This is a genomic window from Variovorax cryoconiti, from assembly GCF_051216395.1.
Classification (GTDB): domain Bacteria; phylum Pseudomonadota; class Gammaproteobacteria; order Burkholderiales; family Burkholderiaceae_C; genus Variovorax.
The window spans coordinates 190,103-216,184 of sequence record NZ_JBPJZI010000007.1 but is presented as its reverse complement, the minus strand read 5'-3'; the positions used below and the strand labels follow the sequence as shown (position 1 = coordinate 216,184).

23 protein-coding genes are annotated in these 26,082 nt (G+C 68.7%); 17 read left to right on the top strand and 6 right to left on the bottom strand.

The genetic code is table 11. The annotated features are described in order from the left end of the window. A complete protein-coding gene (gene creC, locus ACSFA2_RS18170) occupies positions 1–1,437 on the top strand; it encodes a two-component system sensor histidine kinase CreC (protein WP_435456716.1) in 1,437 nt (478 codons plus the stop codon). A gap of 4 nt (positions 1,438–1,441) precedes the next feature. Here creC and ACSFA2_RS18165 read toward each other — a convergent pair whose 3' ends face one another. Together ACSFA2_RS18165 and creD are read right to left on the bottom strand one after the other, a co-directional pair. After that, positions 1,442–3,811, bottom strand: a complete 2,370-nt coding sequence (locus ACSFA2_RS18165) for a penicillin-binding protein 1A (RefSeq protein ID WP_435456715.1) — start codon at positions 3,809–3,811, stop codon at positions 1,442–1,444. Between the two features lie 6 nt (positions 3,812–3,817). Next, positions 3,818–5,320 carry a cell envelope integrity protein CreD gene (gene creD / locus ACSFA2_RS18160; RefSeq protein ID WP_435456714.1) on the bottom strand — a complete coding sequence of 501 codons (1,503 nt, stop codon included), beginning with the start codon at positions 5,318–5,320 and terminating at the stop codon, positions 3,818–3,820. A gap of 219 nt (positions 5,321–5,539) precedes the next feature. Between creD and ACSFA2_RS18155 the strand changes: the two genes are divergently transcribed. The 3 genes from ACSFA2_RS18155 to ACSFA2_RS18145 are packed head-to-tail and all read left to right on the top strand — an operon-like array spanning position 5,540 to position 10,352. Continuing rightward, positions 5,540–7,627, top strand: a complete 2,088-nt coding sequence (locus ACSFA2_RS18155; RefSeq protein WP_435456713.1) for a VIT and vWA domain-containing protein — start codon at positions 5,540–5,542, stop codon at positions 7,625–7,627. Positions 7,628–7,648: 21 nt separating this feature from the next. Continuing rightward, on the top strand, positions 7,649–9,085 hold the full coding sequence (gene xrtQ / locus ACSFA2_RS18150; protein WP_435456712.1) for an exosortase Q: 1,437 nt from the start codon (positions 7,649–7,651) through the stop codon (positions 9,083–9,085). Positions 9,086–9,095: 10 nt separating this feature from the next. Beyond that, positions 9,096–10,352: a biosynthetic peptidoglycan transglycosylase gene (locus ACSFA2_RS18145; protein ID WP_435456711.1), complete on the top strand. Its 1,257-nt coding sequence runs from the start codon at positions 9,096–9,098 to the stop codon at positions 10,350–10,352. 23 nt (positions 10,353–10,375) lie between these two features. On the opposite strand, the gene ACSFA2_RS18140 is transcribed toward ACSFA2_RS18145, so the two are convergent. Then, positions 10,376–10,528: a hypothetical protein gene (locus ACSFA2_RS18140; protein WP_435456710.1), complete on the bottom strand. Its 153-nt coding sequence runs from the start codon at positions 10,526–10,528 to the stop codon at positions 10,376–10,378. Positions 10,529–10,672: 144 nt separating this feature from the next. On the opposite strand from ACSFA2_RS18140, the gene ACSFA2_RS18135 reads away from it, so the two are divergent. The 7 genes from ACSFA2_RS18135 (at position 10,673) to ACSFA2_RS18105 (ending at position 16,867) form a co-directional block, all read left to right on the top strand. Then, a complete protein-coding gene (locus tag ACSFA2_RS18135) occupies positions 10,673–11,788 on the top strand; it encodes an ABC transporter ATP-binding protein (protein WP_435456709.1) in 1,116 nt (371 codons plus the stop codon). A gap of 48 nt (positions 11,789–11,836) precedes the next feature. Beyond that, positions 11,837–13,117 carry an ABC transporter substrate-binding protein gene (locus ACSFA2_RS18130; RefSeq protein WP_435456708.1) on the top strand — a complete coding sequence of 427 codons (1,281 nt, stop codon included), beginning with the start codon at positions 11,837–11,839 and terminating at the stop codon, positions 13,115–13,117. 15 nt (positions 13,118–13,132) lie between these two features. Next, positions 13,133–14,050, top strand: coding sequence for an ABC transporter permease (locus ACSFA2_RS18125; RefSeq protein ID WP_435456707.1), 918 nt, complete (start codon positions 13,133–13,135; stop codon positions 14,048–14,050). 1 nt (position 14,051) lies between these two features. Further along, positions 14,052–14,942 (top strand): ABC transporter permease, encoded by an 891-nt coding sequence (locus ACSFA2_RS18120; protein ID WP_435456706.1) that lies wholly within the window; start codon positions 14,052–14,054, stop codon positions 14,940–14,942. A 9-nt stretch (positions 14,943–14,951) separates the two neighbouring features. Next, entirely contained in the window at positions 14,952–15,686 is a 735-nt protein-coding gene (locus tag ACSFA2_RS18115) for an aspartate/glutamate racemase family protein (RefSeq protein ID WP_435456705.1), read from the top strand. A gap of 82 nt (positions 15,687–15,768) precedes the next feature. Beyond that, complete coding sequence (locus ACSFA2_RS18110; RefSeq protein ID WP_435456704.1) at positions 15,769–16,095, top strand: thioredoxin family protein; 327 nt, start codon at positions 15,769–15,771, stop codon at positions 16,093–16,095. A gap of 205 nt (positions 16,096–16,300) precedes the next feature. Then, on the top strand, positions 16,301–16,867 hold the full coding sequence (locus ACSFA2_RS18105) for a Spy/CpxP family protein refolding chaperone (protein ID WP_435456703.1): 567 nt from the start codon (positions 16,301–16,303) through the stop codon (positions 16,865–16,867). An 86-nt stretch (positions 16,868–16,953) separates the two neighbouring features. On the opposite strand, the gene ACSFA2_RS18100 is transcribed toward ACSFA2_RS18105, so the two are convergent. Further along, positions 16,954–17,373, bottom strand: a complete 420-nt coding sequence (locus ACSFA2_RS18100; protein ID WP_435456702.1) for a serine/threonine protein kinase — start codon at positions 17,371–17,373, stop codon at positions 16,954–16,956. Positions 17,374–17,646: 273 nt separating this feature from the next. Between ACSFA2_RS18100 and ACSFA2_RS18095 the strand changes: the two genes are divergently transcribed. Genes ACSFA2_RS18095 through ACSFA2_RS18075 form a run of 5 tightly spaced genes read left to right on the top strand, consistent with a single transcriptional unit; the run spans position 17,647 to position 23,541 of the window. Next, positions 17,647–18,375, top strand: a complete 729-nt coding sequence (locus ACSFA2_RS18095; protein ID WP_435456768.1) for an endonuclease/exonuclease/phosphatase family protein — start codon at positions 17,647–17,649, stop codon at positions 18,373–18,375. Next, positions 18,372–19,610, top strand: a complete 1,239-nt coding sequence (clsB, locus tag ACSFA2_RS18090) for a cardiolipin synthase ClsB (protein ID WP_435456701.1) — start codon at positions 18,372–18,374, stop codon at positions 19,608–19,610. Before ACSFA2_RS18095 ends, clsB begins: the two co-directional genes overlap by 4 nt. Beyond that, a complete protein-coding gene (locus ACSFA2_RS18085) occupies positions 19,610–20,605 on the top strand; it encodes a lysylphosphatidylglycerol synthase domain-containing protein (RefSeq protein WP_435456700.1) in 996 nt (331 codons plus the stop codon). The genes clsB and ACSFA2_RS18085 overlap by 1 nt, the downstream gene beginning before the upstream one ends. A 59-nt stretch (positions 20,606–20,664) precedes the next feature. Next, complete coding sequence (locus ACSFA2_RS18080) at positions 20,665–21,951, top strand: putative DNA modification/repair radical SAM protein (RefSeq protein WP_435456699.1); 1,287 nt, start codon at positions 20,665–20,667, stop codon at positions 21,949–21,951. 42 nt (positions 21,952–21,993) lie between these two features. Further along, positions 21,994–23,541, top strand: coding sequence for a UdgX family uracil-DNA binding protein (locus tag ACSFA2_RS18075; protein ID WP_435456698.1), 1,548 nt, complete (start codon positions 21,994–21,996; stop codon positions 23,539–23,541). Positions 23,542–23,566: 25 nt separating this feature from the next. Here ACSFA2_RS18075 and ACSFA2_RS18070 read toward each other — a convergent pair whose 3' ends face one another. Then, a complete protein-coding gene (locus ACSFA2_RS18070; RefSeq protein WP_435456697.1) occupies positions 23,567–24,136 on the bottom strand; it encodes an acyloxyacyl hydrolase in 570 nt (189 codons plus the stop codon). Positions 24,137–24,349: 213 nt separating this feature from the next. Here ACSFA2_RS18070 and ACSFA2_RS18065 point away from each other — a divergent pair, with 213 nt between their 5' ends. Continuing rightward, positions 24,350–24,808 (top strand): polyhydroxyalkanoate granule-associated phasin, encoded by a 459-nt coding sequence (locus ACSFA2_RS18065; protein WP_435456696.1) that lies wholly within the window; start codon positions 24,350–24,352, stop codon positions 24,806–24,808. Here ACSFA2_RS18065 and ACSFA2_RS18060 read toward each other — a convergent pair whose 3' ends face one another. After that, a complete protein-coding gene (locus ACSFA2_RS18060; protein WP_435456695.1) occupies positions 24,809–25,990 on the bottom strand; it encodes a metallophosphoesterase in 1,182 nt (393 codons plus the stop codon). Positions 25,991–26,082: the final 92 nt, after the last annotated feature.

Below are 26,082 nucleotides of genomic sequence, written 5' to 3'. Positions count from 1 at the left end.
GTGACCAAGCGCTCGCGCATCTTTCTCGGCATCCTGCTGATCTACACGGCGGGCATCGCCTTCCTGCTGTACCGCGTCGTGAGCGACATCGACCCGCGCTACCGCGAATCGGCCGAGGAATCGCTGGTCGAGAGCTCGCAGCTGATGGCCAGCCTGGTCGAGCAGGACGTGATCGCCGGCGCCATCAACACGGCGCGGCTCGATCCGCTGTTCCGCTCGGTCTATGCGCGTCAGTTCTCCGCGCAGATCTACAACCTGCACAAGAACCGGGTCGAGTTGCGCGTGTATGTGACCGACCGCAGTGGACGGGTGATGTTCGATTCGCTCGGCCGTGCCACCGGGGCCGACTATTCGGCGTGGACCGACGTCAGCCGCTCGCTCGCCGGCCTGTACGGCGCGCGCACCTCGCGCGACGTGGAGGTCGACCCGCGCACCTCCGTCATGTACGTGGGCGCGCCGATTCGCTGGAACAACGAGATCGTCGGCATGGTCAGTGTCGGTAAACCGGTGCAGAGCTTCGGCCAGTTCGTCGAGGACGCACGGGCGCGCACGCTGTGGGTGGGGGTGGGCTCGGCCTTCGCGCTGCTGGTGCTGGCGATCATCGTGTCGGTGTGGCTGGTGCGGCCCTTCGGGTTGATCTCCGACTATGTCGGCTGGGTCCGCGCGCAGAAACGCTTAAGCATCGGCCGCATGGCCCGGCGCATGCTCGATGCATTGCGTGGCGGCTTCAGCGAGATGCGAGATGCGCTCACCGGCCGCAACTACGTCTCGGACTATGTGCAGACCTTCACGCATGAAGTGAAAAGTCCGCTGTCGGCCATTCGCGGTGCAGCCGAGCTGCTGCAGGAACCGTCGATGCCGCAGGCGGAGCGCGAACGTTTTCTCGCCAACATCGCGAGCGAGACGCAGCGCATCCAGGAGATCGTCGACCGCATGATGGAGCTCACCGCGCTCGAGACGCGGCGGGTGCTGCAGCGCACGCAGCCGGTGGCGCTGGCCACGCTGCTCGACGATGTGGCGGCGGGCGCGCAGGCCGCGGCCTCTGCGCGCGAGGTACGCGTGACGCTCGACCTGCGCGCGCAACCGACGGTCGAGGGCGACCCCTTCCTGCTGCGGCGCGCGGTGAGCAACCTGCTCGACAACGCGATCGACTTCGCCCCGTCGGGCAGCGAGGTGCACTTGAGGCTCGAGGCCGATACGCGGCATGCACGCATCGTCGTGCGCGACCACGGGCCCGGCATTCCCGACTACGCGCGCGACAAGGTCTTCGAGAAGTTCTATTCGCTCGCGCGCCCGCACAGCAAGCGCAAGAGCACCGGGCTCGGCCTGGCCTTCGTGAAGGAGATCGCTTCACAGCACCACGGGCGCATCGAGCTCGTCAACGCGAAAGGCGGCGGGGCGCTGGCGACGCTCGCGCTGCCGCTCGCCCCGCGATAGCGCCTCAACGGAACATGTCGAGGATGCTCTTGCGCTCTTCGACGGTCGGCATCGTTCCGATAGCCGGTGCGGCCAGCCCTTCAGCAGCGGGCATCTCGCCGTTCTCCAGGCCCAGCGACGCGATGCCGCGCCCCGGCGCATAGTCGTCGAAGTACCAGGTGCCTTCCACCTGCACCACGCCCTCGGGCGCTGTCGGCGCGGTCACCGGCACGCCCTGCAGGGCCGTGCGCATGAAGTCGGTCCACACCGGCAGGCTGAGGCTGCCGCCGGTTTCGCCGCGCACGCCCAGGCGGCGCGGCGTGTCGTAGCCGATCCAGGCGATGCCGACCATCGTCGGCTGGAAGCCGGCGAACCAGGTGTCGAGCGAATCGTTGGTGGTGCCGGTCTTGCCATAGAGGTCGTCGCGCTTCAACGCCTGCCAGGCCTTGGTGCCGGTGCCGCCCTTCATCACGCTGTTGAGCAGCGTGTTCATCACGAAGGCATTGCGGGCCGGGATGGCGCGCATGCTGTCGTCGAGCGCCGGCGCGGCGTACTCGGTCAGCACCTGGTCGCGGTGGTCGGTCACGCGGGTGATGAGCTGCGGGCTCACCCGGAAGCCGCCGTTGGCGAACACGGCATAGGCGGATGCCATCTGCATCGGCGTGACCGAACCCGCGCCGAGCGCCATCGGCAGAACCGCCGGGTGCTTGTCGCGGTCGAAGCCGAAGTGCGTGATCCAGTCTTGCGCATATGGCGCCCCGATGGATTGCAGCACCCGGACCGAGACCATGTTCTTCGACGCCATCAGCGCGCTGCGCAGGCTCATCGGGCCTTCGAAGGTGCCGTCGTAGTTCTTCGGTTCCCACGGCTGGCTGCCGGTGGTGGCGGCGTCGAAGAAGAGCGGCGCGTCGTCCACGACGGTGGCGGGCGTGAAGCCCTTCTCCAGCGCGGCGGAATAGATGAAGGGCTTGAAGCTGGAGCCCGGCTGCCGCCAGGCCTGCGTCACGTGGTTGAACTTGTTCTTCCCGAAATCGAAACCGCCCACCAATGCGCGGACCGCGCCATCGCGCGGGTCGAGCGCGACGAAGGCACCTTCGACCTCGGGCAGCTGCGTGATCGTCCAGCTGTCGCGGGCACCCTTCACGATGCGGATCACTGCGCCGCGCCGCAGCTTCACGTTCGGGGCGGCCTTGTCGGACAGCGCGACGCGCGCGATCTGGAGGCCGGCACCGGCGATCGTGATCGGATCGCCGTCGCCACGCACCACCACGACCTCGCGCGGCGTGGCCGACAGCACCACGGCGGACATCAGGTCGCCGTTGTCCGGCAGATCGGCCAGCACATCGTCGACCGCCTCGTCGAGCGCCGCAGCGTCGTCGGGCAGGCTCACGAAGCGTTCCGGACCGCGGTAGGGCTGGCGTTGTTCGTAGTCCATGATGCCGCGCCGCAGCGCGCGGTAGGCTGCCGCCTGGTCGGTCGCGATCAGCGAGGTGTAGACCTTGAAGCCGCGCGTGTAGGCACTCTCGCCGTATTGCGCCACCATCGTCTGGCGCACCGTCTCGGCGACGTGCTCCGCATGCAGTTGCTTCGGGTCGGCGGGATCGCGCAGGTGCAGGGCTTCGGCCTTCGCTTCGTCGGCTTGCGCGACGGTGATGGCGCCGGTCTCGCGCATGCGCTCGATCACGTGCAGCTGACGTGCGCGGGCACGCCGCGGGTTGCTCACCGGGTTGCCGGTGCGCGGGGCCTTCGGCAGTCCCGCGAGCATCGCGGCCTCGGCGATGCTGAGGTCCTTCAGCGGCTTGCCGAAATACGCCTCCGACGCGGCTGCGAAGCCGTACGACCGATTGCCCAGGTAGATCTGGTTCATGTAGATCTCGAGGATTTGGTCCTTCGTCAGCCGGCTTTCCAGCCGCAGCGCCAGCAAGGCCTCGTACAGCTTGCGCGAGTAGGTCTGCTCCGAGCTCAGGTACACGTTGCGCGCCACCTGCTGCGTGATGGTCGACGCGCCCTGCCGCGTGCCGTGCTGCAGGTTCGACAGCATGGCGCGTGCGATGCCCTTCGCGTCGACGCCGCCGTGCTCGTAGAAGCGCGTGTCTTCGACGGCCAGCACCGCGTCCTTGAGCACCTTGGGCACTTGGTCGATCGGCACGAGCTGGCGTCGCTCCTCGCCGAATTCCCCGATCAGCGCGCCGTCGGCGGTGTAGACGCGCAGCGGCAGCTTGGGGCGGTAGTCCGACAGGGCCGACACGTCGGGCAGGCGGGCGGAGATCACCGCCACGGCCACGCCGCCGGCGCACAGCAGCACGGCGGCCAGGGCGGTGCCCGAGAGAAGGCCGATGCGCACGATGCGGCGCGCACGTGGCGAGAGTCGAGAAAAGCGAGGGAAGGAGGACATAGGGGATCAGCGGACGTTCGAGGGGGTAGGAGCCATCATGGCGGGCATCGGTTCCGCAACGGGCGTCGACGAGGTCGAGAGCGCATACCAGTCGACCTTGCGCGTGGCGAGCATCAGCACGGCCAGCATGCCGAAGACCAGCAGCGCGCCCAGCAGCAGCGCATTGCTCTCCGAAGCGAGCAGGCCGTAGAGCGCACCGTACAGCACGGCGACGAAAGCCGCGAACGACAGGCCGCGTCGCCATCCGCCGAGCACCGCGCTGAAGTACACACCCAGCAGCGCCACGCTGGCCCCCGCGGCCGTCGCATAGGCCGCGCCGAAGGCCATCTTCTCCGACAGCGCGAGCAGCAGCAGGAAGAAGAGCGCGATCGACAGGCCCACCAGGCCGTACTGCACCGGGTGCAGGCGCAGCGTGCGGAACAGCTCGAACATGAAGGCGGCCATCAGCACCAGCGCGATGAAGAGCGCGCCGTACTTGCCGGCACGCGTGGACATCGAATACACGTTGAGCGGCTGGGCCAGCGACACGTCGAAGGTCTGCAGCGGGCCATCGGCCGCGGCCTGACGGCGGGTGGAAGCCGGCCGCACGGCATCGACCCGTGTCGCCGCGCTGGCGGACGCCGAGGCCGTGGCAGCAGGATCGAGCAACCCCGCACGTACCTGGTCGCGCGCCGACGTCACCAGCGACGAGACGCGCCAGCGTGCATCGAAGCCCTGGGCATCGACACGACGCTCCGACGCGAGAAAGCGGCCGCCGAAACTGGGATGCGCCCAGGGCGACTGCAAGTGCGCGGTGGTCTCGTCGGCGATGGGCGCGATCGACAGCGTCTCCTGCCCGACCAAGGCCAGCTTCATGTCGAAGGGCATCGGCTTGCCGGCCAGCCAGGTGGCCAGCGCCGCGCCTTCGAGCGGCGCATGGATGCCGCTGCCGAAGGCCTGTTCCGACAGGCCCGGGATGCGCTGGGCGAAGCGCAGCGTCGCGCCGCCGACAGTGAGCGCAGGCGAACCGTCGAGCCCGCGCAGGTCGCTCAGGTTGAACACGACATAGGGCGTGCGGAACTCCAGTTTCGAGCCGCTCACGCTGCGCGCCACCGTGGCCGGGTCGAAGGCCGCGAAGCCACCGTTGAGCGTCGCGTCGAGCGTGTAGAAGGGAATGCGGAAGATGCCGCGGTAGCGGTGTTGCGGCGCGAGCGACCCGTCGATGTTCAGCGTGTCGGGGAACACCAGGTGCACGCCTTCCTCGCTGCGCTGCTCGACACCGGTGACTTCGCCCTTGCTGTTGCGCTGCGTCTCCATCCAGCGCTCGACATAGGGCACCGCGAGCACCGGGCCGATCACGGTCTGCGCACCGGTGTAGGTGCTGGCCAGTTCGGCCGCGGCTTCGCGCTGGCTCTCGCCACGCTCGCGGTTGAGCGCGTCGATGCGCTCGAGCGGTATGCACAGCAGCAAGGTGAGCAAGATGAGGCCGAGCACCTTGATGACGATGGAGTTGCGAAGCGTCTGAAGCATTGTTGTGGTCCCTGGAGGGTGTGGGCCGTGTGGCGAAGCCCCGATGCTCGCGGGCCCGTTCGAAGGCCCGATGAAGTCGAGCGACGGCTTTGCGCACGCCGACTTCACACAGACTTCACACAGCGCGAACTCCCTTCTCATCGGCTTCGCGTGGCGCTTCGACAGTCCTTCCGTGCCCTCCGCATCTCGCGGGGCAACGGGAACAAAAGGACGAACGCCATGCAACACACCACCGCGCAGCCGGGCTGCTGGAGCCGATGGCTCTGGGCCGGCACTCTGGCCTTGGCCACCACCGCCTTCATGGCCCTCACCGCGAGGCCGCTCCATGCGCAGGAGGCCACGGGCCCGCGCCTGAAGACCGAGAGCCCGTACTTCTTCGTGAAGAGCGACGCGCCCGGCGTCGATGCGCTGCCGCTGAAGAACACCGCGGTCGACGTGAAGATCTCCGGCGTCATCGCCGACGTGACGGTGACCCAGACCTACCGCAACGAGGGCCAGCGCGCCATCGAGGCGAAGTACGTGTTTCCGGGCTCCACCAAGGCGGCTGTCGGCGGGCTCAACGTGCGGCTGGCCGACCGGCTGATCACGGCGCAGATCCGCGAGAAGCAGCAGGCGCGCATCGAGTACGACACGGCCAAGAAGGAAGGCAAGACCGCCGCGCTGCTCGAGCAGCACCTGCCCAACGTGTTCCAGATGAACGTCGCGAACATCCTGCCGAACGACGAGGTGAAGGTCGAGCTGCGCTACACCGAGCTGCTGGTGCCGAATGCCGGCAACTACCAGTTCGTGTTTCCGACGGTGGTCGGGCCGCGCTACAACAGCCCGCAGTCGGCGCAGCGCGACGCGAAGTGGGTGGCGCAGCCGGTGCTGCGGGCCGGCGTCCCGTCCAACGCCGGTTTCCAGCTGAAGGTCGCCCTCGACACGCCGATGGGCCTGAAGGAAGTGCGCTCGGCCACCCATGCGATCGACGTGAAGAAGAGCGACGAGGACCGCCATGCGAGCGTCGCCCTCACGCCCACGCCGGAGCCCGCGGCCAACCGCGACTTCGTGCTCGACTACCGCCTGGCCGGCGAGAAGATCGAATCGGGCCTGATGCTCTACAAAGGCCAGGGCGAGGGGGCAGAAAACTTCTTCCTCGCAATGGTCGAACCGCCGAAGTCGGTGGCGGCCAGCGCCATTTCGCCGCGGGACTACATCTTCGTGGTCGACATCTCGGGCTCGATGCACGGCTTTCCGCTGGACACCGCGAAGACCGTGCTGGAGCGCCTGATCGGCGGGCTTCGCCCGAGCGACACCTTCAACGTGCTGCTGTTCTCGGGCAGCAACAAGATGCTGTCGCCGCAGTCGGTGCCGGCCACGCGCGCCAACATCGACCAGGCGCTGGCGACGATCCAGAACTACAGCGGCGGTGGCAGCACCGAGCTGATCCCGGCGTTGAAGCGCGTCTACGCCGAACCCAAGGCACCCAACCTGTCGCGCACGGTGGTGGTGGTGACCGACGGCTACGTCACGGTCGAGCGCGAGGCCTTCGAGCTGGTGCGCAAGAACCTGTCGAAGGCCAACCTGTTCGCCTTCGGCATCGGCTCCTCGGTCAACCGCCACCTGATGGAAGGCCTGGCCCGTGCCGGCATGGGCGAGCCCTTCATCATCACCGACCCGATCCAGGCGCCCGAGCAGGCCGCGCGCTTCCGCCGCATGGTCGAGTCGCCGGTGCTGACCGACGTGCGTGCGACCTTCGGCGGCCTCGACGTGTACGACGTCGAGCCGACCGTGCTGCCCGACGTGCTGGGCGAGCGCCCGGTGATCGTGTTCGGCAAGTGGCGCCCGAACTCGGAGGGATTGGCCCAGGGCCGCGTCGTGATCGAAGGCCAGAGCGCGAGCGGCCCGTACCGCGAGGAGATCGCCATCGATGGCCGCACGCCGCAGAACGCCGCCGCGTTGCGCGCACTGTGGGCACGCCATCGCATCGCCGCGCTGAGCGATCAGGAGGCATTGGAAGGCGGCGACAGCTTCGCGAAGGCCATCACCGAACTCGGCCTGAAGTACAGCCTGCTGACGCAGTACACCAGCTTCATCGCGGTCGACAAGGTGGTGCGCAATGTCGCACCGCAGAACGCGACGAGCGTCGACCAGCCCTTGCCACTGCCCAAGGGCGTGAGCGAACTGGCCGTCGGGCAGGCATTGGGCGCAGAAGTGCCGAGTACGCCCGAACCCGAGATGCTCGGTGCGGTGGCCGTGGTGCTGTCGATGCTGGCCATGCTGCGCCGCCGGGCGCGTCGGCAGAACGTGCGTCGCTTCACCGCCTGAGCGCGATCGGGAGTCCTCGACATGAACCTCGCCACCATCGCTTCCGCCCACCCGCGCGTCATCGACGGCGGCATCCGCCTCGACCGCGTCCCCGCTGCCGCCTGGCTGGCCCTGCAGACCGTTGCCCTGTGGCCCACCTGGACCTGGATGGCTCGCCGGGTCGGAGACGGGTCGGACGACCCGCTGGGCCTGCTGGCCATCGCCGCGCTCGTGGCGCTGGTCGCGTCGCTGCGCGGCGAGCTGCGCGCGGCGCCGCGGCTGGGCTGGCTGCTGCTGGCATCGCTCGGCACGCTGGCGGCCACGGCACTGCATGGCGCACTGCCGCCCTTGCTGTCCGGGCTCGTCGCGGTGTTGGCCTGGGCCTGCGGCCTGCTGGCCTTCCTGCCGCGCCGTGTGGCAGCGTTGCCCGTGGCGGGCCTGGCCGTGCTGGCGTTGCCGCTGTTGTCGTCGCTGCAGTTCTATGCGGGCTATCCGCTGCGCGTGCTGACCGCGGAGGCCAGCCGCTGGCTGCTGATGCCCGGCTTCGAGGTGTCGCGCGAAGGCAGCACGCTGTGGGTCGAAGGGCGGCTCGTCATCGTCGACGCGCCCTGCTCCGGCGTGCAGATGGTGTGGCTGGGTTACTTCACCGCCTGCGCGGTGGCGCTGTGGGCACGCCGCAGCGACCGCAGCTTTGCGGCGCGCCTGCCGGTCGTCGGGCTGCTGGTGCTGGCCGGCAATGTGGTGCGCAACAGCGTGCTGGTGGCGCTGGAAGGCGCGGGCCAGGCCCCGGCGCCGGGGGTGCACGATGCGCTGGGCTTGCTCGTGCTGGCGGTGGTGTGTGCCGGCATCGCACGGGCGATGGGGCGAGCCACGCCGGCCGACGCGTCGGCCTCGCAGGCCGGGCTGTCGATGCCTTGGCTCGAACGCTGGCTGGCCAACCGCTTCGTCCACCGCATCGCGCACAAGGCGCTGTTCGGCGTCGCGATGGCGGTGTGCGCAGTCGCGTCGGTGGCGCAGGCGTGGCAAGCCCCGACGTCGTTGCCGGCGCAGGCCTTCCACGAATGGCCGTCGACCTGGGACGGTGCGCCGCTGCGGCCGCTGGCGCTCAGCGAGGTCGAACATCGCTTCGCACAACGCTTCCCGGGCGCCATCGCGCGCATGACCGACGGGCAAGGCGTCTTCGTGCTGCGCCATGTCGCAGCGCCGACACGCATGCTCCACCCCGCAGCCGACTGCTACCGCGCGCTGGGCTACCGTGTGGCGCAGGTCCGGCTGGAGAACGATGAACAGGCGAGGTTGTGGCGCTGCTTCTCGGCGACACGCAAGCGCGGAGAAACCCTGCGCGTGTGCGAGCGCATCGTCGACGCCAAGGGCCGCGCTTTCACCGACACTTCAGCCTGGTACTGGGCCGCCGCGGCCGGGCAATCCCAAGGCCCGTGGCAGGCCGTGACCGTGGCACGTTCGATGGGAGATCTGTGAGTCATTCGCCGTGAAAAGAGCATTGCGCCTGTTGTTGTTGAGCCTGCTGGCCCTGGTGGTGACCACCGGCATCGCGCTCGCGCTGATCGTGAAACTGGTGCTGGCGCCGTCCACCGGCGAGTGGGCCGCCGAGGTGGGGCCGCCCGTGCTGCGCCTCACGGTCGGCGTGCCGACGACGGTCCGGCTGGCGACGTCGCCCTGGTTCGCACCGCACCTTGCCGGCCATTCGATCGCCACCGCCCACGGCACCCTGCATTTCGACTGGGACGAGGCGACGCAGAGCCTGGCGCTGCGCTGTGGCCCCTGCGTCGTCGACGTGCCCGCGCTGGGCGCGCAGCCGATCCGCGTCGCGCAGTTGAGCGCCACCGTGCGGCGCGACGGCCACCTGCTCAACGGCCGCTTCGACGCCACGCCGGCCGGCGACGCCGAGCCGCCGCTCGCGGGCCGCTGGGACGGGCGCCTGTCGCAGAAGGGCTTGCAGCTGGCCTTCGACGCCGACGACGCACCGATCGCCCGCTGGTACCGGGTCATCGCGCCGTCGCTGCCCGAGCTGAAGCAGGCGCGCATCGGCGGCACGCTCGGCCTGCATGCGGAACTCGGCCTGCCCGAAGGCGCGGTCGCGCTGCGGCCACGCATCGCGGCCTTCACCGTCGAAGGCCTGGGCTCCGAGGCGCTGCTCGGTGCGCGCAGCAGCTGCGGACCGTCCGCGAAGCTGACCGCCGACAGCTGGCTCGCGCGGGCGGTCATCTCCGCCGAAGACCAGCGCTTCTTCCAGCACCCGGGCTATGACCTGGAGGAACTCGGCGCCGCGCTGGCGGCCAACCAGAAGAGCGGCGGCGTGGAACGCGGCGGCAGCACGCTGACGCAGCAACTGGCCAAGCTGGCCATCACCGGCTCGGAACGCAGCGGCGAGCGCAAGCTGCGCGAGATGCTGTACGCGGTCGAGATGGAGCAGACGCTGGGCAAGGCGCGCATCCTGCAGCTGTACCTCGACAACGCGCCCTGGGGCGGCACCCTGTGTGGCGCCGAAGCGGCCGCCAGGCGTTACTTCGGCCGCAGCGCCCGCACGCTGGAGCCGGCGCAGGCGGCCTGGATGGCGGCGATGTTGCACAAGCCCTCGGCCGAGCTGTCGCAATGGCAGGCGACGGGCAGCATCGATGCAGCGCGCTTCAAGCGTGTGGCCGAAGGCGTCCGCGGCATCAGCCGGGCGCAGCGCGAGGCGCTGCTGCGGGGAGTGGCTGCGGCGCGGTTCGCGGCGCCGTCCTGAGCGCGGCGGCTGCCGCTGAACGCTCACGTCAGCCGCGAGACGATGTAGGCAAGGCTGGTGACCAGCGTGATGTGGAACGCATACGGCACGCGGTTCTCGGGGTGCGTCCCCATGATGGCGATGGTCCCGAGCACGAGCGTCAGCAGGCCGAGGCCGATCATCGCTTGAAGGTCCATGGTGTGCGCTGTGCGGCAGTCTTGCAAATGCCAGGAGTCGACCGCGTGTGAAAGGACACAGATGGTAACGACCCGAGATGACCGGAGGCTTGCGCACGGAATTGGTGCACCCACCATTGGCACATGTCTTGCGAAAGTGCGTGCATGGACGTTGCCACACCGCCTCCCGCCGCCGTCGAAGTGATCGCGCTGACCAAGCGCTACGCGGCCGGAACGCCCGCCGCGGTCGACCAGATCGACCTGCGCATCGCCAGCGGCAGCTACTGCTGCCTGCTCGGCCCCTCGGGCTGCGGCAAGAGCACCACGCTGCGCATGATCGCGGGCCACGAATCGGTCAGCAGCGGCGACATCCTGCTCGACAACCGCAACATCACCGACCTGCCCGCCGCAGCGCGCGGCACGGCCATGATGTTCCAGAGCTTTGCGTTGTTCCCGCACCTCTCGGCCCTCGACAACGTGGCCTTCAGCCTGAAGATGAAGGGCGTTGGCAAGGCCGAGCGCCAGAAGCGCGCCGGCGACCTGCTCGAGCGGGTGGCCATGGGCCACCTGGCCGAGCGCAAGCCCGGCGAACTCTCCGGCGGCCAGCAGCAGCGCGTGGCACTGGCGCGGGCCCTCATCACCGAACCGCGCGTGCTGTTGCTCGACGAGCCGCTGTCGGCGCTCGACCCATTCCTCCGCATCCAGATGCGCGCCGAGCTGCGTCGCTGGCAGAAGGAACTGGGCCTGACCTTCATTCACGTCACGCACTCGCAGGAAGAAGCGATGGCGCTGGCCGACACCATGGTCGTCATGAACCATGGCCTGATCGAACAGGTCGGCTCGCCGCACGAGGTCTACAACCATCCGGCCAGCGAGTTCGTCGCGCGCTTCATGGGCGGCCACAACGTGCTCGACACGCCGGCCGGCCCGATCGCCGTGCGCAACGACCACATGCAGATCGCACCTGCCGCCGATGCGGACACCGGCGGCGCCGGCCCAGGCCTTGACGCGCACGTGACCGACGTCGAATACCAGGGCACCTACGTGCTGCTCGGCCTGGCCCTCGATGGTGTGGCCAAGGAACGCCAGACGGTCTCGGTGCTGCTCGGCGAAGCCGCCTTCCTGGCGCGGCCCTATGCGTCGGGCGACGCGGTGCGGCTGACCTGGGCCGAGGCCGATGCGCGCGTGCTCGGCCCCGGTGCCCAGCGTCCGGCGGACCCTGCCGCTGCGGCCCCGGCCGAGCGCGACGACACCGCGGCCATCGCCGCCTTCGTGGCCTGAGCCCGCCCGGCCTGCCCTTCTTCTCAAACCAGCAACCGGAGACCTTCCATGTCCGAACCCATCGACACGTCCAGCAGCGGCCTGCAGCGCCGCACCCTCATCCAGGGCAGCGCCGGCCTGGCCGGCATCCTGGCCAGCGGCATGGCGCCCTTCGTCCACGCGCAGGAGAAGATCGTGCTGCGCTACCTCGGCACCGCGGTGAACCAGGACAAGGCGATCGCCGAGAAGTTCAAGGCCGACACCGGCATCGAGATCCAGTACGTGGCCGTGACCACCGACGACGTGACCAAGCGCGCCGTCACCGCACCCAACAGCTTCGACCTGATCGACACCGAGTTCTTCTCGCTCAAGAAGATCGTGCCGACCGGCAACCTGAAGGGCATCGACACCAAGAAGATCAAGAACGCCGACAAGATCACGCCGCTGTTCACGCAGGGCATGGTGGCCGGCAAGGCCGTGGGCGACCAGGGCACGGCACCCAAGAAGGTGATCTACCTCGAGGGTGAGAAGAGCAAGAAGTTCTCGACCACGCCCACGCAGTACATGTCGCTCATCCCGACGGTCTACAACGCCGACACGCTGGGCATTCGCCCCGACCTGATCAAGCGCCCGATCTCCTCGTGGGCCGAGCTGCTCAACCCCGAATTCAAGGGCAAGGCCGCGATCCTGAACATCCCGTCGATCGGCATCATGGACGCGGCGATGGTGGTGGAGGCCAAGGGCATCCACAAGTACAAGGACAAGGGCAACATGAGCAAGGCCGAGATCGACCTCACGATCAAGACCCTGATCGAGGCCAAGAAGGCCGGCCAGTTCCGCGCGCTGTGGAAGGACTTCAACGAGTCGGTCAACCTGATGGCAAGCGGCGAAGTGGTGATCCAGTCGATGTGGTCGCCGGCCGTGACCGCCGTGCGCACCAAGGGCATCGCCTGCACCTTCCAGCCGTTGAAGGAAGGGTATCGGGCCTGGGCCGCCGGCTTTGGCCTGCCGGCCACGCTGAGCGGCAAGAAGCTCGACGGTGCCTATGAATTCATCAACTGGTTCCTCGACGGCTGGGCCGGTGCCTACCTCAACCGCCAGGGCTACTACAGCGCCGTGCTCGACACCGCCAAGGCCAAGATGGAAGGCTACGAGTGGGCCTACTGGATGGAAGGCAAGGCCGCGTCGCAGGACATCAAGAGCCCGAACGGCGACGTGCTGGCCAAGACCGGTTCGGTGCGCGATGGCGGCAGCTACGAAGCGCGCATGGGCGGCATCGCCTGCTGGAACGCGGTGATGGACGAGAACGAGTACATGGTCCGCAAGTGGAACGAGTTTGTCGCGGCATGATCGCGGCCTGACCCTGTGAGCGCCCCCACCACCAGCGCGCACGCGCCCAGCCCGTCTGTCCATGCCGTCAAGGCGTGGTGGCAGGCGGCGCCGTTCGCGCTGGTGTTCCTGCTGTTCTTCCTGATTCCGCTGGCGCTGATCGCGATGGTCAGCCTGTGGAATTTCAACGAGTACGAGCTGATCCCGGCCGTCACGCTGCGCAACTACCTGAGCCTGTTCGAAGGCTGCTCTCAGCTCACCGACAACGGCGATTTCTGCGTCACGCTCAGCACCTACATCAGCACGCTCAAGTTCTGCCTGCTGGTGTGGTGCATCACACTGCTCATCGGTTTTTCGGTCGCGTACTTCCTGGCCTTCCACGTGCGCTCGTCGACCATGCAGACGGTGCTCTTCGTGCTGTGCACCGTGCCCTTCTGGACGTCCAACGTCATCCGCATGATCTCGTGGGTGCCGCTGCTCGGCCGCAACGGGCTGGTCAACCAGGGGTTGATGGGCATCGGCCTGGTGAACGAGCCGGTCGAGTGGCTGCTGTTCTCCGATTTCTCGGTGGTGCTCGCCTTCGTGCACCTCTACACGATGTTCATGATCGTGCCGATCTTCAACTCGATGATGCGTATCGACCGTTCGCTGCTCGAAGCCGCCAACGACTCGGGCGCTACCGGCTGGCAGACGCTGTGGAACGTGATCGTCCCGCTGTCGCGCACGGGCATCCTGATCGGCTCGATCTTCGTCATCACCATCGTCATGGGCGACTTCGTCACCATCGGCGTGATGGGCGGCCAGCAGATCGCGTCCATCGGCAAGATCATCCAGGTACAGACGTCCTACCTGCAGTTCCCGCTGGCGGCGGCCAACGCGATGATTCTGCTGGCGGTGGTGCTGATGATCATCTGGGGCCTGACGCGGCTCGTCGACATTCGGAAGGAGCTCTGACATGAGCAACCGCATCGGCGAAAAACGCGCGGCCGGCTTCTGGCCTCTAGCCATTGTGTTCGCGCTCTTCGTGCTGTTCCTCTACGGCCCGATGATCACGATCTTCGTGCTGAGCTTTCAGGGCCCCGAAGGCGGCCTCACCTTCCCGCTGCGCGGCGTGTCGCTGCACTGGTTCTACAAGCTGGCCGAGGGCCTGGGCACGGTCGACATCGGGGCGGCCTTCCGTCGCTCGCTGGCGCTGGGCGCGGTGGTGATGGCCTTCACCGTCGTGCTGTCGGTGCTGGCAGGCCTGGCCTTCCGCAAGAAGCTGGCGGGCAGCAACCTGCTCTTCTTCGTCACGGTGGCCAGCCTGATCATGCCGTCGATCATCATCTCGCTGGGCATCGGCCTGCAGTTCCGGCTGCTCGACACCGGCATCAAGGAAGCGCTGACCGCGATCGATGCGACCAGCGCGCTCGAGACCTACGGCACCGCGCTCGGCTTGTTCACCTCGGCGCTCGGCGCGCACCTGACGTGGACGCTGCCTTTCGGCCTGCTCATCATGTTCGCCGTGTTCAACCGCTTCAATCCCGCCTACGAGGAAGCGGCACGCGACCTCGGCGCCACGCCCTGGCAGACCTTCCGCCACGTGGTGCTGCCGCTGATCGGCCCGTCGATCGTCGGCATCGGCATGTTCGGCTTCACGCTGAGCTGGGACGAGATCGCCCGCACCTCGCAGGCCATCGGCGACGTCAACACGCTGCCACTCGAGCTGCAGGGCCTCACCTCCACCGTGACCACGCCGTCGATCTACGCGCTGGGCACGGTCACCACCATCGTTTCGCTGGGCGTGATGGGGATCGCGCTCGGCGCGGCCTCGCTGCTGCGCCGCCGCGCGACCCGTCGTCGCTGAGGAGTCCTTTTGCCGCGCCTGCTCGTCATCAACCCGAACACGTCGACGACCGTCACCGCCCTGCTGCAGCAGCATGTGCAGAAGGCGGTCGCCGAAGCGATGGATGTGCAGAGCGTCACGGCCCGCTTCGGCGCGCCGTACATCTCGTCCGAAGCCACCTACGCGGTGGCGAATCATTCGGTGCTTGATGCCTGGGCGGCCACCGTCGCCAAGGACGGCTGCAAGCCCGACGCGGTGCTGATCGGCTGCTTCGGCGACCCGGGCCTGTTCGCGCTGCGCGAAGGCGCCGGCGTGCCGGTGGGCGGGCTGGCCGAGGCGGCCTTCTCGGCGGCCGCGTGGCATGGCCGCTTCGCCATCGTGACCGGCGGCGAGCGCTGGCGCCCGATGCTGTCGCGCCTGGCCGGCGCGCTGGGCCACACGCAGACGCTGGCGGGCATCCACACGGTCGCACCGACCGGTGCGCAGCTGATGGCCGACCCGGCCGGCGCGCGCCAGCTGCTGGCCGACGCCTGCTGCCAGGCGGCCGAGCGCTTCAAGGCGCAGGCCGTGATCCTCGGCGGCGCCGGGCTGGCCGGCATGGCGGCCGACATCGCGTCGCAGGTGCCGGTGCCGCTGATCGACAGCGTGCAGGCCGGGGCGGAATGGGCGCTCGATGCCTTGCGCCGCAAGACGACCGCGTCCGCCGACGAGCGCTTCGGCGTGGCCTGGCAGAACGTGTCGTGGGAAATGACCGCGCTCGAATGACCGCGCCGCCACGGCGTTCAGGCCTTGGCCGACGACGTGATCGCGCCGCGCATGCCACCATCGCGGCAGAAAAGGACCGCGAATGAGCACCCCCTACACCCCCGAAACCGAGACCCGCGCCGACATCGACCGGTGGCGCGGCCCCGCCGTGGTCGAGTTCGGCACCAACTGGTGCGGCCATTGCCAGGCGGCGCAGCCGCTGGTCGATGCCGCTTTCGCCGCGCAACCCGCGGTGCGCCACATGAAGGTCGAAGACGGCAGCGGCCGGCCGCTGGGTCGGAGCTTCCGGGTCAAACTGTGGCCCACGCTGGTCTTCCTTCGCGATGGGCAGGAGGTCGAGCGGCTGGTGCGGCCCACCGACCCGGCCGCCCTCCGCGACGCGCTCGCGCGCATCGCGATGCCGGGCTGAGGGCGGGCGCGGCGTCGGATCGCCGTTCACGGATCTTTACGCCCGCTCACCGACGGTTGACCGCAGCGGCAAGCCGGCGAAACATCCCGATTGCACACTTCCCTTCACCTGCTGCCGAAAGGCCACAGGCAGGACCCCGGCACCGCAGCCTCGATGAACGATCCCGCGGCAGGCCAGCGTCCTCACTCTGAAAGGAAACGCTCTCATGATCTCCGCACGTCAACGCATCCTGTGGGCCAGCCTGCTGGCCTCGGCCACCTTCGCCGCATCGGCCCAGACGCCGCCGCCTTCCAATGTGCCGACGGCCATCACGCAGGCCGCCTCGCCGGCCCAGGCCGACCAGCGCGCCCACAAGCCGCGTGACGGCAAGGGCTTCGAGCGCATGCAGGAACGCCGCGCCAAGCACCTGGCCGAACTCAAGGCCAAGCTGAAGATCGAGGCTTCGCAGGAAAGCGCCTGGTCGTCGTTCACCAGTGCCATCCAGCCGCCGGCACCACCGGCGCAACGCCCGGACCGCACCGCCATGCGCGCCGAGTTCGAGAAGATGACCACGCCGCAACGTCTGGACCGCATGCAGGCTCGCCAGAGCGAACGCGCCGCACGCTTCGCACAGCGTGCCGACGCGACGCGGACCTTCTACGCCGCGCTCACCCCGGCGCAGCAGAAGACCTTCGACGTGGAAGGCATGCGCTTCGGCCCGCGCGGCGCCCATGGCGAGCACGGCCCGCACCAAGGCCCGCACGGCCATCGTCCTGCGCCCGCGAAGGGTTGATCGACACGCCGGCCTGCGGGCCGGTGGCGCCCACAAAAAAAGCCCGCGGCAGCGATGCCGCGGGCTTTTTCATGGGCGTGTCGTGCTTACTTGGGCGTGCCGGTCGAGTTCTTCGGATTCGTCGGCACGTCCGGGCGCTCGCCCTTCTGGCCGAACTGCGGCGTGGGCTTGATGGCGTCCTGGCGCACTTCGGCGCGCGTCGTGCCGCTCATCACCTGCGGCGTGGCGTTGGGCTGGTTGTTCGTGCGCGTGCTCGCCTCACCGCCGGGCGTCGTCGTGTTGGCCGGGTTGCGGTTGTTCGCGCGGGCTTCGGACTTCACGGCATCGCGCGAGGCAGGCATGCTGCCATCGGGACGCTGGGTGGGGTTGGGCACACCGGCACGCGACTCGGTGCTGGCCTGGCCGGCGGTCGACGGCGGCATCACCGGCGCGGGCGTCTGGGCGAAGGCAGCGCCTGCGCCGAGCAGAGCGGCGAAGGCGATGGCAGGGGTGAGGGTCTTGGTCATGGTTGTCTTCCTTGGGAGGGTGGTGAAAAGGGTGGGCATCGACAGCTTCTTCGTGCTGTTGAAGTTCACCGTAGAAGCCGGGGATGGGCGACGCTGTGGGGCGTCGGGGCGTGGGCCTGTAGGACGCGGCAGCGGGCCGGCGAAGACGCTGGAGCGTCCTACAGCCGGAAAGAGGGCGCCCGCCTACAAACGAGGCATGTTCTTTTTCACCCTGCCGCTGTGAGCGACGTCACCCCGCCATCCGATCAGCGAACCCCCGTGTCGCTCAAGGTCATGACCGTGAACACCCACAAGGGATTCACGGCGCTCAACCGCAAGTTCATCCTGCCGGAGCTGCGCGAGGCGGTGCGGACGGTCGGTGCCGACGTGGTCTTCCTGCAAGAGGTGCAGGGCACACATGCCCGCCACGCCCGCAAGCACGACAACTGGCCTGAGGCGCCGCATTACGAATTCCTGGCCGACACCATGTGGCCGCAGTTCGCCTACGGGCGCAATGCGGTCTATCCGAAGGGGCACCATGGCAATGCGGTGCTCTCGAAATTTCCGATCTCGAGCTTCACGAACCACGATGTGTCGATCGCCGGGCCCGAGAAGCGCGGCCTGCTGCATTGCGCGCTGCGCGTGCCGGGGCGTGTGGGCGAGGTGCATGTGATCTGCGCGCACCTCGGCCTGGCCGAATCGCACCGTCAGCAGCAGCTCGAACTGCTCTGCCACATCGTGCGCGACGAGGTGCCGGCGGATGCGCCGCTGGTGGTCGCCGGTGACTTCAACGACTGGCGCGGCCGGGCGCACGACATCCTGGCCGAAGGCGCGAGCCTGCGCGAAGTCTTCGTGCATGCCAACGGCGCGGCGGCCAAGACCTTTCCGGCGCGCTTCCCGCTGCTGCCGCTGGACCGCATCTATGTGCGCAATGCCGGCGTGCACTCGCCGATCGTGCTGCCGCGCAAGCCCTGGTCACATCTGTCCGACCATGCGCCGCTGGTGGCGGAGATCGAGCTGTGAACGGGCGTCGCTGGCTCAAGGGCAACGCGATCGAGCTGCTCGAGAACGGGGAGCAGTTCTTCCCGCGTGTCTTCGAGGCGATCCGCGATGCGCAGCGCGAGGTGATCGTCGAGACCTTCATCCTGTTCGACGACAAGGTCGGTCAAGGCCTGCATGCGGCGCTGCGCTCGGCGGCGCAGCGCGGCGTGAAGGTCGACCTGATGATCGACGGCTTCGGCTCGCCCGACCTGTCGCCCGAATTCATCGGCGGGCTCACGTCCGTGGGCGTGAAGGTGCGCGTGTTCGACCCGGGCCGGCAGTTCTTCGGCCAGCGCCTCAACGTGTTCCGCCGCATGCACCGCAAGATCGTGGTCGTCGACGGGCAGCGCGCCTTCGTCGGCGGCATCAACTACTCGGCCGACCACCTGATGGACTTCGGACCGAAGGCCAAGCAGGACTACGCCGTGGAACTGCGCGGTCCGGTCGTGACCGAGATCCACCGCTTCGTGCTGCATGCGATCGCCGTCGGCGGCAAGGGCTCGGGCTGGTTCCGTCGGCGCCTGAAAGCCGCCCGCCACGAAGAGCTCAACGCACCGGTCGGCGACGCCGAGGTGCAGCTGGTCACGCGTGACAACCGGCGCCACACCAACGACATCGAGCGCCACTACCGCGCGGCCATTCGCACCGCGCGTGATCGCATCGTGATCGCCAACGCCTACTTCTTCCCCGGCTACCGGCTCATCAAGGAGATGCGGCGCGCCGCCCGCCGCGGCGTCGACGTGCGCCTGATCCTGCAGGGCGAGCCCGACATGCCGATCGTCAAGACGGCGGCCAGCCTGCTCTACCACCACCTGCTGAATGCGGGGGTGCGCGTCTACGAGTACTGCGAGCGCCCGTTGCATGGCAAGGTCGCGCTGATGGACGACCAGTGGAGCACGGTGGGGTCGAGCAACCTCGACCCGCTGAGCCTGTCGCTCAACCTCGAGGCCAACGTGATCGTGCGCGACCGCGCCTTCAACCAGGTGCTGGCGGAACGGCTCGAACACCTGATGGCCCACAGCTGCAAGCAGATCCAGGTGGAAGACCTCACCGAGTGGAGCGGCTGGCGGCTGGTGCGCAGCTTTCTGATCTTCCACGTGTTGCGCTGGTACCCGTCGCTCACCGGCTGGTTGCCGCGTCATGCGCCGCGACTCAAGCCGCTCGACCCGGCGCCGACGCCTCCGGCCGGCGCGACGCACACCGAAACGGCGGCGTGATGGCGGCGGCCCCGGTCGCTGCCGCCAACGACGCGACGCCGGCCGCGACGTCGCCCACCCAGCGGCCTTGGTGGCCGTGGGTCAAGCGCATCGGTACCTGGGTGTTCTTTGCGCTGATCGCGTGGCTGCTGGTGAAGCAGGCGCGCGGCATCGACTGGGACGACGTGCTCGACGCGTTCTCGAAGCTGCCGGCCACCACGCTCGCCATGGCGGCCGGCCTGGCGGCGGCGAGCTTTCTGCTGTACAGCACCTTCGACCTGCTGGGCCGCCGCATCACCGGCCACCCGCTCGGCATCAGCACGGTGATGGGCGTGACCTTCGTGAGCTACGCCTTCAACCTCAACCTCGGCTCGCTGGTCGGCGGCGTCGCCTTCCGCTACCGGCTCTATTCGCGGCTGGGGCTGGACAACCCGACCATCACGCGCGTGCTCGGCTTCAGCATGCTCACCAACTGGTTCGGCTACCTGGTCGTCGCCGGTACCGCCTTCTGCTTCTGGCCGCTCGAGTTGCCGGCCGACTGGAAGATCGACAACGGCGGACTGCGCTTGCTCGGTGCCGTGCTGCTGGTGCTGGCCGCGGGCTATCTCGCCCTGTGCGCGTTGGCGAGCGACAAGACCTGGCACATCCGCGGCCACGCCTTCCAGCCGCCGCCCCTTCGGATGGCGCTGCTGCAGATGCTCATGTCGTGCACCAACTGGTGCCTGATGGGCGGCGTGGTGTGGCTGCTGCTGCAACGAACGGTGCCGTATCCGGAAGTGGTGGCGGTGCTGCTGGTCGGTGCGGTCGCGGGCGTCATCACCCATGTGCCGGCGGGTCTGGGCGTGCTCGAGGCGGTGTTCGTCGCGCTGCTCTCGCATCGCCTGCCGCAGGGCCAGATCCTTGCCGCGCTGATCGGCTACCGGGTGCTGTACTACCTGCTGCCCCTGGCCATCGCGACGGTGAGCTACCTCGTGATGGAAGTGCGTGCCCGCCGGTTGGCGGCACGCGGCACCTGACCGTACACCCCCGTACCCGCCCTGCGCGGAGGGTTGCTGCATCACTGTATATTCATCCAGTGAACACGCAACGCAAGCTCGCCATCCTCGCCGACGCGGCCAAGTACGACGCCTCCTGCGCCTCCAGCGGCACGCGGTCGCGCAACTCGGTGGGTGGGCGCGGCATCGGGTCGACCGAAGGCTCGGGCATCTGCCACAGCTACGCGCCCGACGGCCGCTGCATCTCGCTGCTGAAGATCCTGCTGACCAACTTCTGCCAGTACGACTGCCTCTATTGCGTGAACCGCGTGACCAGCAACGTGCCGCGGGCGCGCTTCACGGTGGACGAGGTGGTGCAGCTCACGCTCGACTTCTACCGCCGCAACTGCATCGAGGGCCTGTTCCTGTCCAGCGGCATCATCCAGAGCCCCGACTACACGATGGAGCAGGTCGTCGAGGTGGCGCGCGTGCTGCGCGAGGTGCACGACTTCCGCGGCTACATCCACCTCAAGACCATCCCCGACGCATCGCCCGAGCTGCTGCAGAAGGCCGGCCGCTATGCCGACCGCCTGAGCATCAACGTCGAGCTGCCGACCGAGCAGAGCCTGGCGTCGCTCGCGCCCGAGAAGGACGGTGCGGCCATCCGGCGCTCGATGGCGCGGCTGCGGGTGCACATCGACGATGCGAAGGACGCGCAGCGCGAAGCGGCGAAGAGCCGCGTGGTGTCGATGCCCCAGGCCACCGCGCGCCGCGCACCGGCACCGGTCTTCGCGCCGGCCGGCCAGAGCACGCAGATGATCGTCGGCGCCGATGCCACCGACGACCGCACCATCCTCTCGGCCAGCGCGCAGCTCTACGGTGCCTATCGCCTGCGCCGCGTCTACTACTCGGCCTTCAGCCCGATCCCCGACGCCTCGTCGTCGCTGCCACTCGCCGCGCCGTCGATGGTGCGCGAGCACCGGCTCTACCAGGCCGACTGGCTCATGCGCTTCTATGGCTTCGCGCACGACGAGATCGTGCCCGCGGCCACCGACGGATCGGCCGGCATGCTCTCGCTCGACGTCGACCCGAAGCTCGCCTGGGCGCTGGCGCACCGCGAGCGCTTCCCGGTCGACCTGGACACCGCGCCGCGCGAGATGCTGCTGCGTGTGCCCGGCCTCGGCGTGAAGGCGGTGGAACGCCTGCTCGTCGCACGGCGCGTGCGACGCGTGCGCAGCGACGACCTCGCGCGACTGCATGTGCCGCTCAAGAAGGTGCTGCCCTTCGTGCAACTGGTCGACCACCGGCCGGGCCGCGCGCTCGATGCCGCCGACCTCGCATCGCGCTTCCGCGCCGCGCCGGTGCAGGCCTCGCTCTTTTCCACCTGAGCGCCTACAAGGCGCGCGGGGTCTGCACGCGAGATTGCCTGCATGACCACGCAGACCGTCACGCTCGCAAGCGACACCGACTGGCCCGGCTTCCGCAGCGAGGCGCGGGCCTTGCTGGCGCGACAGGTGCCGCCCGAAGAGGTCGTGTGGCACACGCGGGCCAGCGCAGCGGGCGACCTCTTCGCCTCGCTCGAGACGCAGCGCACCGTCGTTGGCCATGGCAGTGCTTCCGCGGTCGTGCCACCGGCTTTCGTGCGGCTCTGCGAGACCGTGGTGCTGCACGCGGACCCGGCCCGTTTTGACATGCTCTATCGTCTCTTGTGGCGTCTGGTGCACGAGCCTGGCCTGCGGAACGACCCGCTGGATGCCGAGCGTGTGCGCGTGCAGCACATGGCCCAGGCGGTGCGCCGCGAGATGCACAAGATGAAGGCCTTCGTCCGCTTTCGCCCGATCGCGCAAGGGGACGGTCTGCCGCCGCTGCATGTCGCATGGTTCGACCCCGAGCACCACATCGTCGAAGCGGTGGCGCCCTTCTTCGTGCGCCGCTTCACGCAGATGCACTGGGCCATCCTCACACCGCAACGGTCGGCGCGCTGGTTCCCGTCGGACGATGGCGTCGAGGATCTCGCTGGCGGTCGTCTCGACATCGGCCCCGGCGCGCGCCGCGAGGATGCACCACCGGCCGATGCGGGCGAGGCCCTATGGCTCACCTACTACGAGCACATCTTCAACCCTGCGCGGCTGAAGCTGGCGATGATGCAGAAAGAGATGCCGCGGCGTTACTGGCAGAACCTGCCCGAGGCAGCGCTGATCTCGCCGCTCGCGGCCCAGGCGATGGCGCGAAGCGGCCGGATGATCGATGCGGCGCCCACCGCGCCGGCGCGGCGGATCGTGCCGCTGCAGCCGATGGTCGGGCCGGAGGCCGTCGATGACGGGCACGCCGTGGGTTCATCCGCCGTGCGCTTGTCGGCCGACCCGGCCGACGCGCTGACGCAGTTGAAACGGGCCACCGACCGCTGCCGCGAGTGTCCGATCGGCGAGCACGCCACGCAGTCGGTCTTCGGCGAAGGGCCGATCGGTGCGGTGCTCATGGTGGTCGGCGAACAACCCGGTGATCAGGAGGACCTGCGCGGCCGTCCCTTCGTCGGCCCGGCAGGCCAGCTGTTCGACCGCGCCATCGCGGACCTGGGCTGGCCGCGCGATGCGCTGTATGTGACCAATGCGGTGAAGCACTTCAAGTACGAATTGCGCGGCAAGCGCCGCATCCACAAGACACCGACGCAGCGCGAGGCGGCGGCCTGCCTGCACTGGCTCGAGAGCGAGATGGCGCAGGTCCGGCCACGCGCGGTGCTGGCACTGGGTGCCACCGCCGCACGTTCCGTGTTGGGGCGACCCGTGGCTGTCATGCAGGAACGTGGGCAATGGCAGACCGGGCCGCGTGGCGAGCAGGTGCTGGTCGCGTTGCATCCGTCGGCACTGCTGCGCGGCGACCCGGCGCAGCGCGACGAAGCCTATGCGGCGTGGCTGGAGGATCTGTCCAAGGCCACCCTGCTGGTGCAGGGCGACATGCACGAAGCCGTGCCGCGCTGACGGCGGCGCGCGTCGACCTGCCGCATCAGAAGCGGTAGAGGTAGCGCAAGCGCATGAAGTTGGCACCCGGGTTGGGTGTCTTGATGCTCGCGTTGGACACATGCTGCGCACGCACCGACAGTTCGTGCTCGCCCCGTGCACCGAAGCTGCGGCCGATGCCCACCACCTCGGTGAACTGGAAGGCGGTGCTGAAGGGCTCGTCGGCGGTGCGGTAGACGTGGTTCATCACCGTCCCGCCCAGACCGCCTTCCACGAACCAGGGCGATGTGCCGCGGTCGAAGCGATAGCGCCAGGTGGCGATGACGCCGATCTGCGCATAGGTACGCCGGCCGTCGACGGCTTCGGGTGCGCGCCACTGGCTGGCGAACACATCCCATGCGAACGAAGTGCCGTCCTCGGCGCCTCGCCCGTGCCACGACCAGGGAAGCACCGCGCCGATCGCCCAGGCATCGGCGTCCGTGCCGCCGTGGAAGGTGCTGCCGCCTTCGAGGTACATCCCCGGCGTCGCGTCGCCAAAGGCACTGGCCGTGCCGGCGCAGAGAAGCAGGAGGCCGGTGGCGACCGCCGAACGGGTGTTGCGAGACAGGCTTTTCATGGGATTCGCGCAGGAGTTGTTGTGCCGAACTGAATGATTGCCTCGGGGGAAAGGCGCATAAGTTGGCAATTCGCTCGCCGATCGGTAGGACACGCCCGCGTGAAATGCTGCAGCGCAACAAAAACATCCCCATCGGCCTATAGTGATCCCCTCCGTCTCTGAAAAAAAGCGCCCATGTCTTCCTCGTTCTCCTCGCGTTTTTTCAATCCCCTCATGCTGTGGACCGACGTCGCACTCAAGACCCAGGAGATGCTTCTGTCGTCCGGCTCGGTCATCCAGATCCGAACCGAGCGCATGGCCAAGGCGGGCCTCGCGCCGAGCGCGGCGGATCTGGCCGAGTTCCAGTTGATGAGCCATGAAAAGTTGGCGGCAGCCAGCGAGTCCAGCACGGCCATCGTCAACCAGCTGCACACCGCGAGCTATTCGCTGATGAACCGCTCGGTGCGCGACTGGCTCAGCGGTGTCACGGCGTTGATGGGCCTGGCCACCAGCCTCACGCCGGCGCAGGCGGCGGCGCACAGCCATGAGCTGCTCAACGCAGGGAATCGTGCGGTGGCGACCGCCACGCAAATGGGCAGCGCCAGCGCGCGGGTGGTGCAACGCGGGCTCAAGCCGATCCACGCCAAGGCCACCGCCAACGCGCGACGCCTCGGCGCCCAGCCCGAGGCCTGATCAGCGCGCGACCAGCCGGAGCAGGGTGATCTCCGACGGTGCGCCGAAGCGCTTCGGCGGCCCCCAGTACCCGGTGCCCCGGCTGGTGTAAACCCACATGCCCTCCAGGCGATTCAGGCCGGCCGTGAAGGGCTGTTGAAGCGGCACGAACAGGTTCCACGGGAAGAACTGGCCACCGTGGGTGTGGCCGGAAATCTGCAACTGGAAGCCCGCTTCCACCGCCGCCGGGGCGCTGCGTGGCTGGTGCGCCAGCAGCACCCGCGTGGTCACCGCTTCGGGTGCCCCGGCCAAGGCGGCCTGCGGGTCGCTGGCATGCGTGGCATCAAAGTGCACCGCGGTGTAGTCGGTCACGCCGGCCAGCAGCAGCGTCATCGCGCCGACCTCCTCGTCGGTCTGTGCGCCCTTGGCGCGCCGCGCCGCCAGCAGCACATGCTCGTTGAGCAACACCGTCAGGCCGAGCCGGCGCAGTTCGTCGATCCAGGCGTGCGCACCGGCGTAGTACTCGTGGTTGCCGGTCACCACGAAGGTGCCGTGCCGTGCGCGCAGGTCGGCCAACGGGGCGATGTGGTCGCGCAGCTCGGCCACGCTGCCGTCCACCAGGTCGCCGGTGATGGCGATGGCGTCGGCTTCCAGCCGGTTGACCACGTCGACGATGCGCTGGATGTAGCCGCGCCGGATGGTCGGCCCGACGTGGATGTCGCTGAGTTGGGCGATCGTGAAGCCGATGAGGGCCGGCGGCAGGCCGGCGATGGGTACCTCGACCGTCTGCACCCGCGCGGTGCGGCGCGCGTTGAAGAAGCCGATGGTCGTGACCAGCGTCGCCAGCAGCGCCACGGCGACGGCGCTCCACCGCTGGGTGCCCGGCCCCTCGACCTGCGCGCCGGCCGCCCACTGGGCCCCCCAGGTGAGCGCGAGCCCCGCATCGCGCGCCAGGGTGAGGACGAACATCGAAGAGAACCAGCCCATGCTGATCAGGCCGATCCAGCGCCAGGCGTCGGGCAATGGGGGCCGCTCGGTGCGCATGCCCACGAAAGGCAGCGGAATGGTCGCGGCGGAGACGACGAGCACGGCCAGCAACAGCAGCGCACCGGCGGGTGTCAGTGCGAACAACGCGGGCAACAGGCGCAGGGCGATGTAGACGTGCAGCAGGGCCGTCAGGAGGGAAAGCGGGCGGAGCGGCATGCGGAGAGAGCGAGCGGGACGGGTGAGAGGCAGAAGAAGCGCCCCGACCGCATGTGCGAGGCGCCCAGGACGCATTCAAGCCCCGTGCCAGG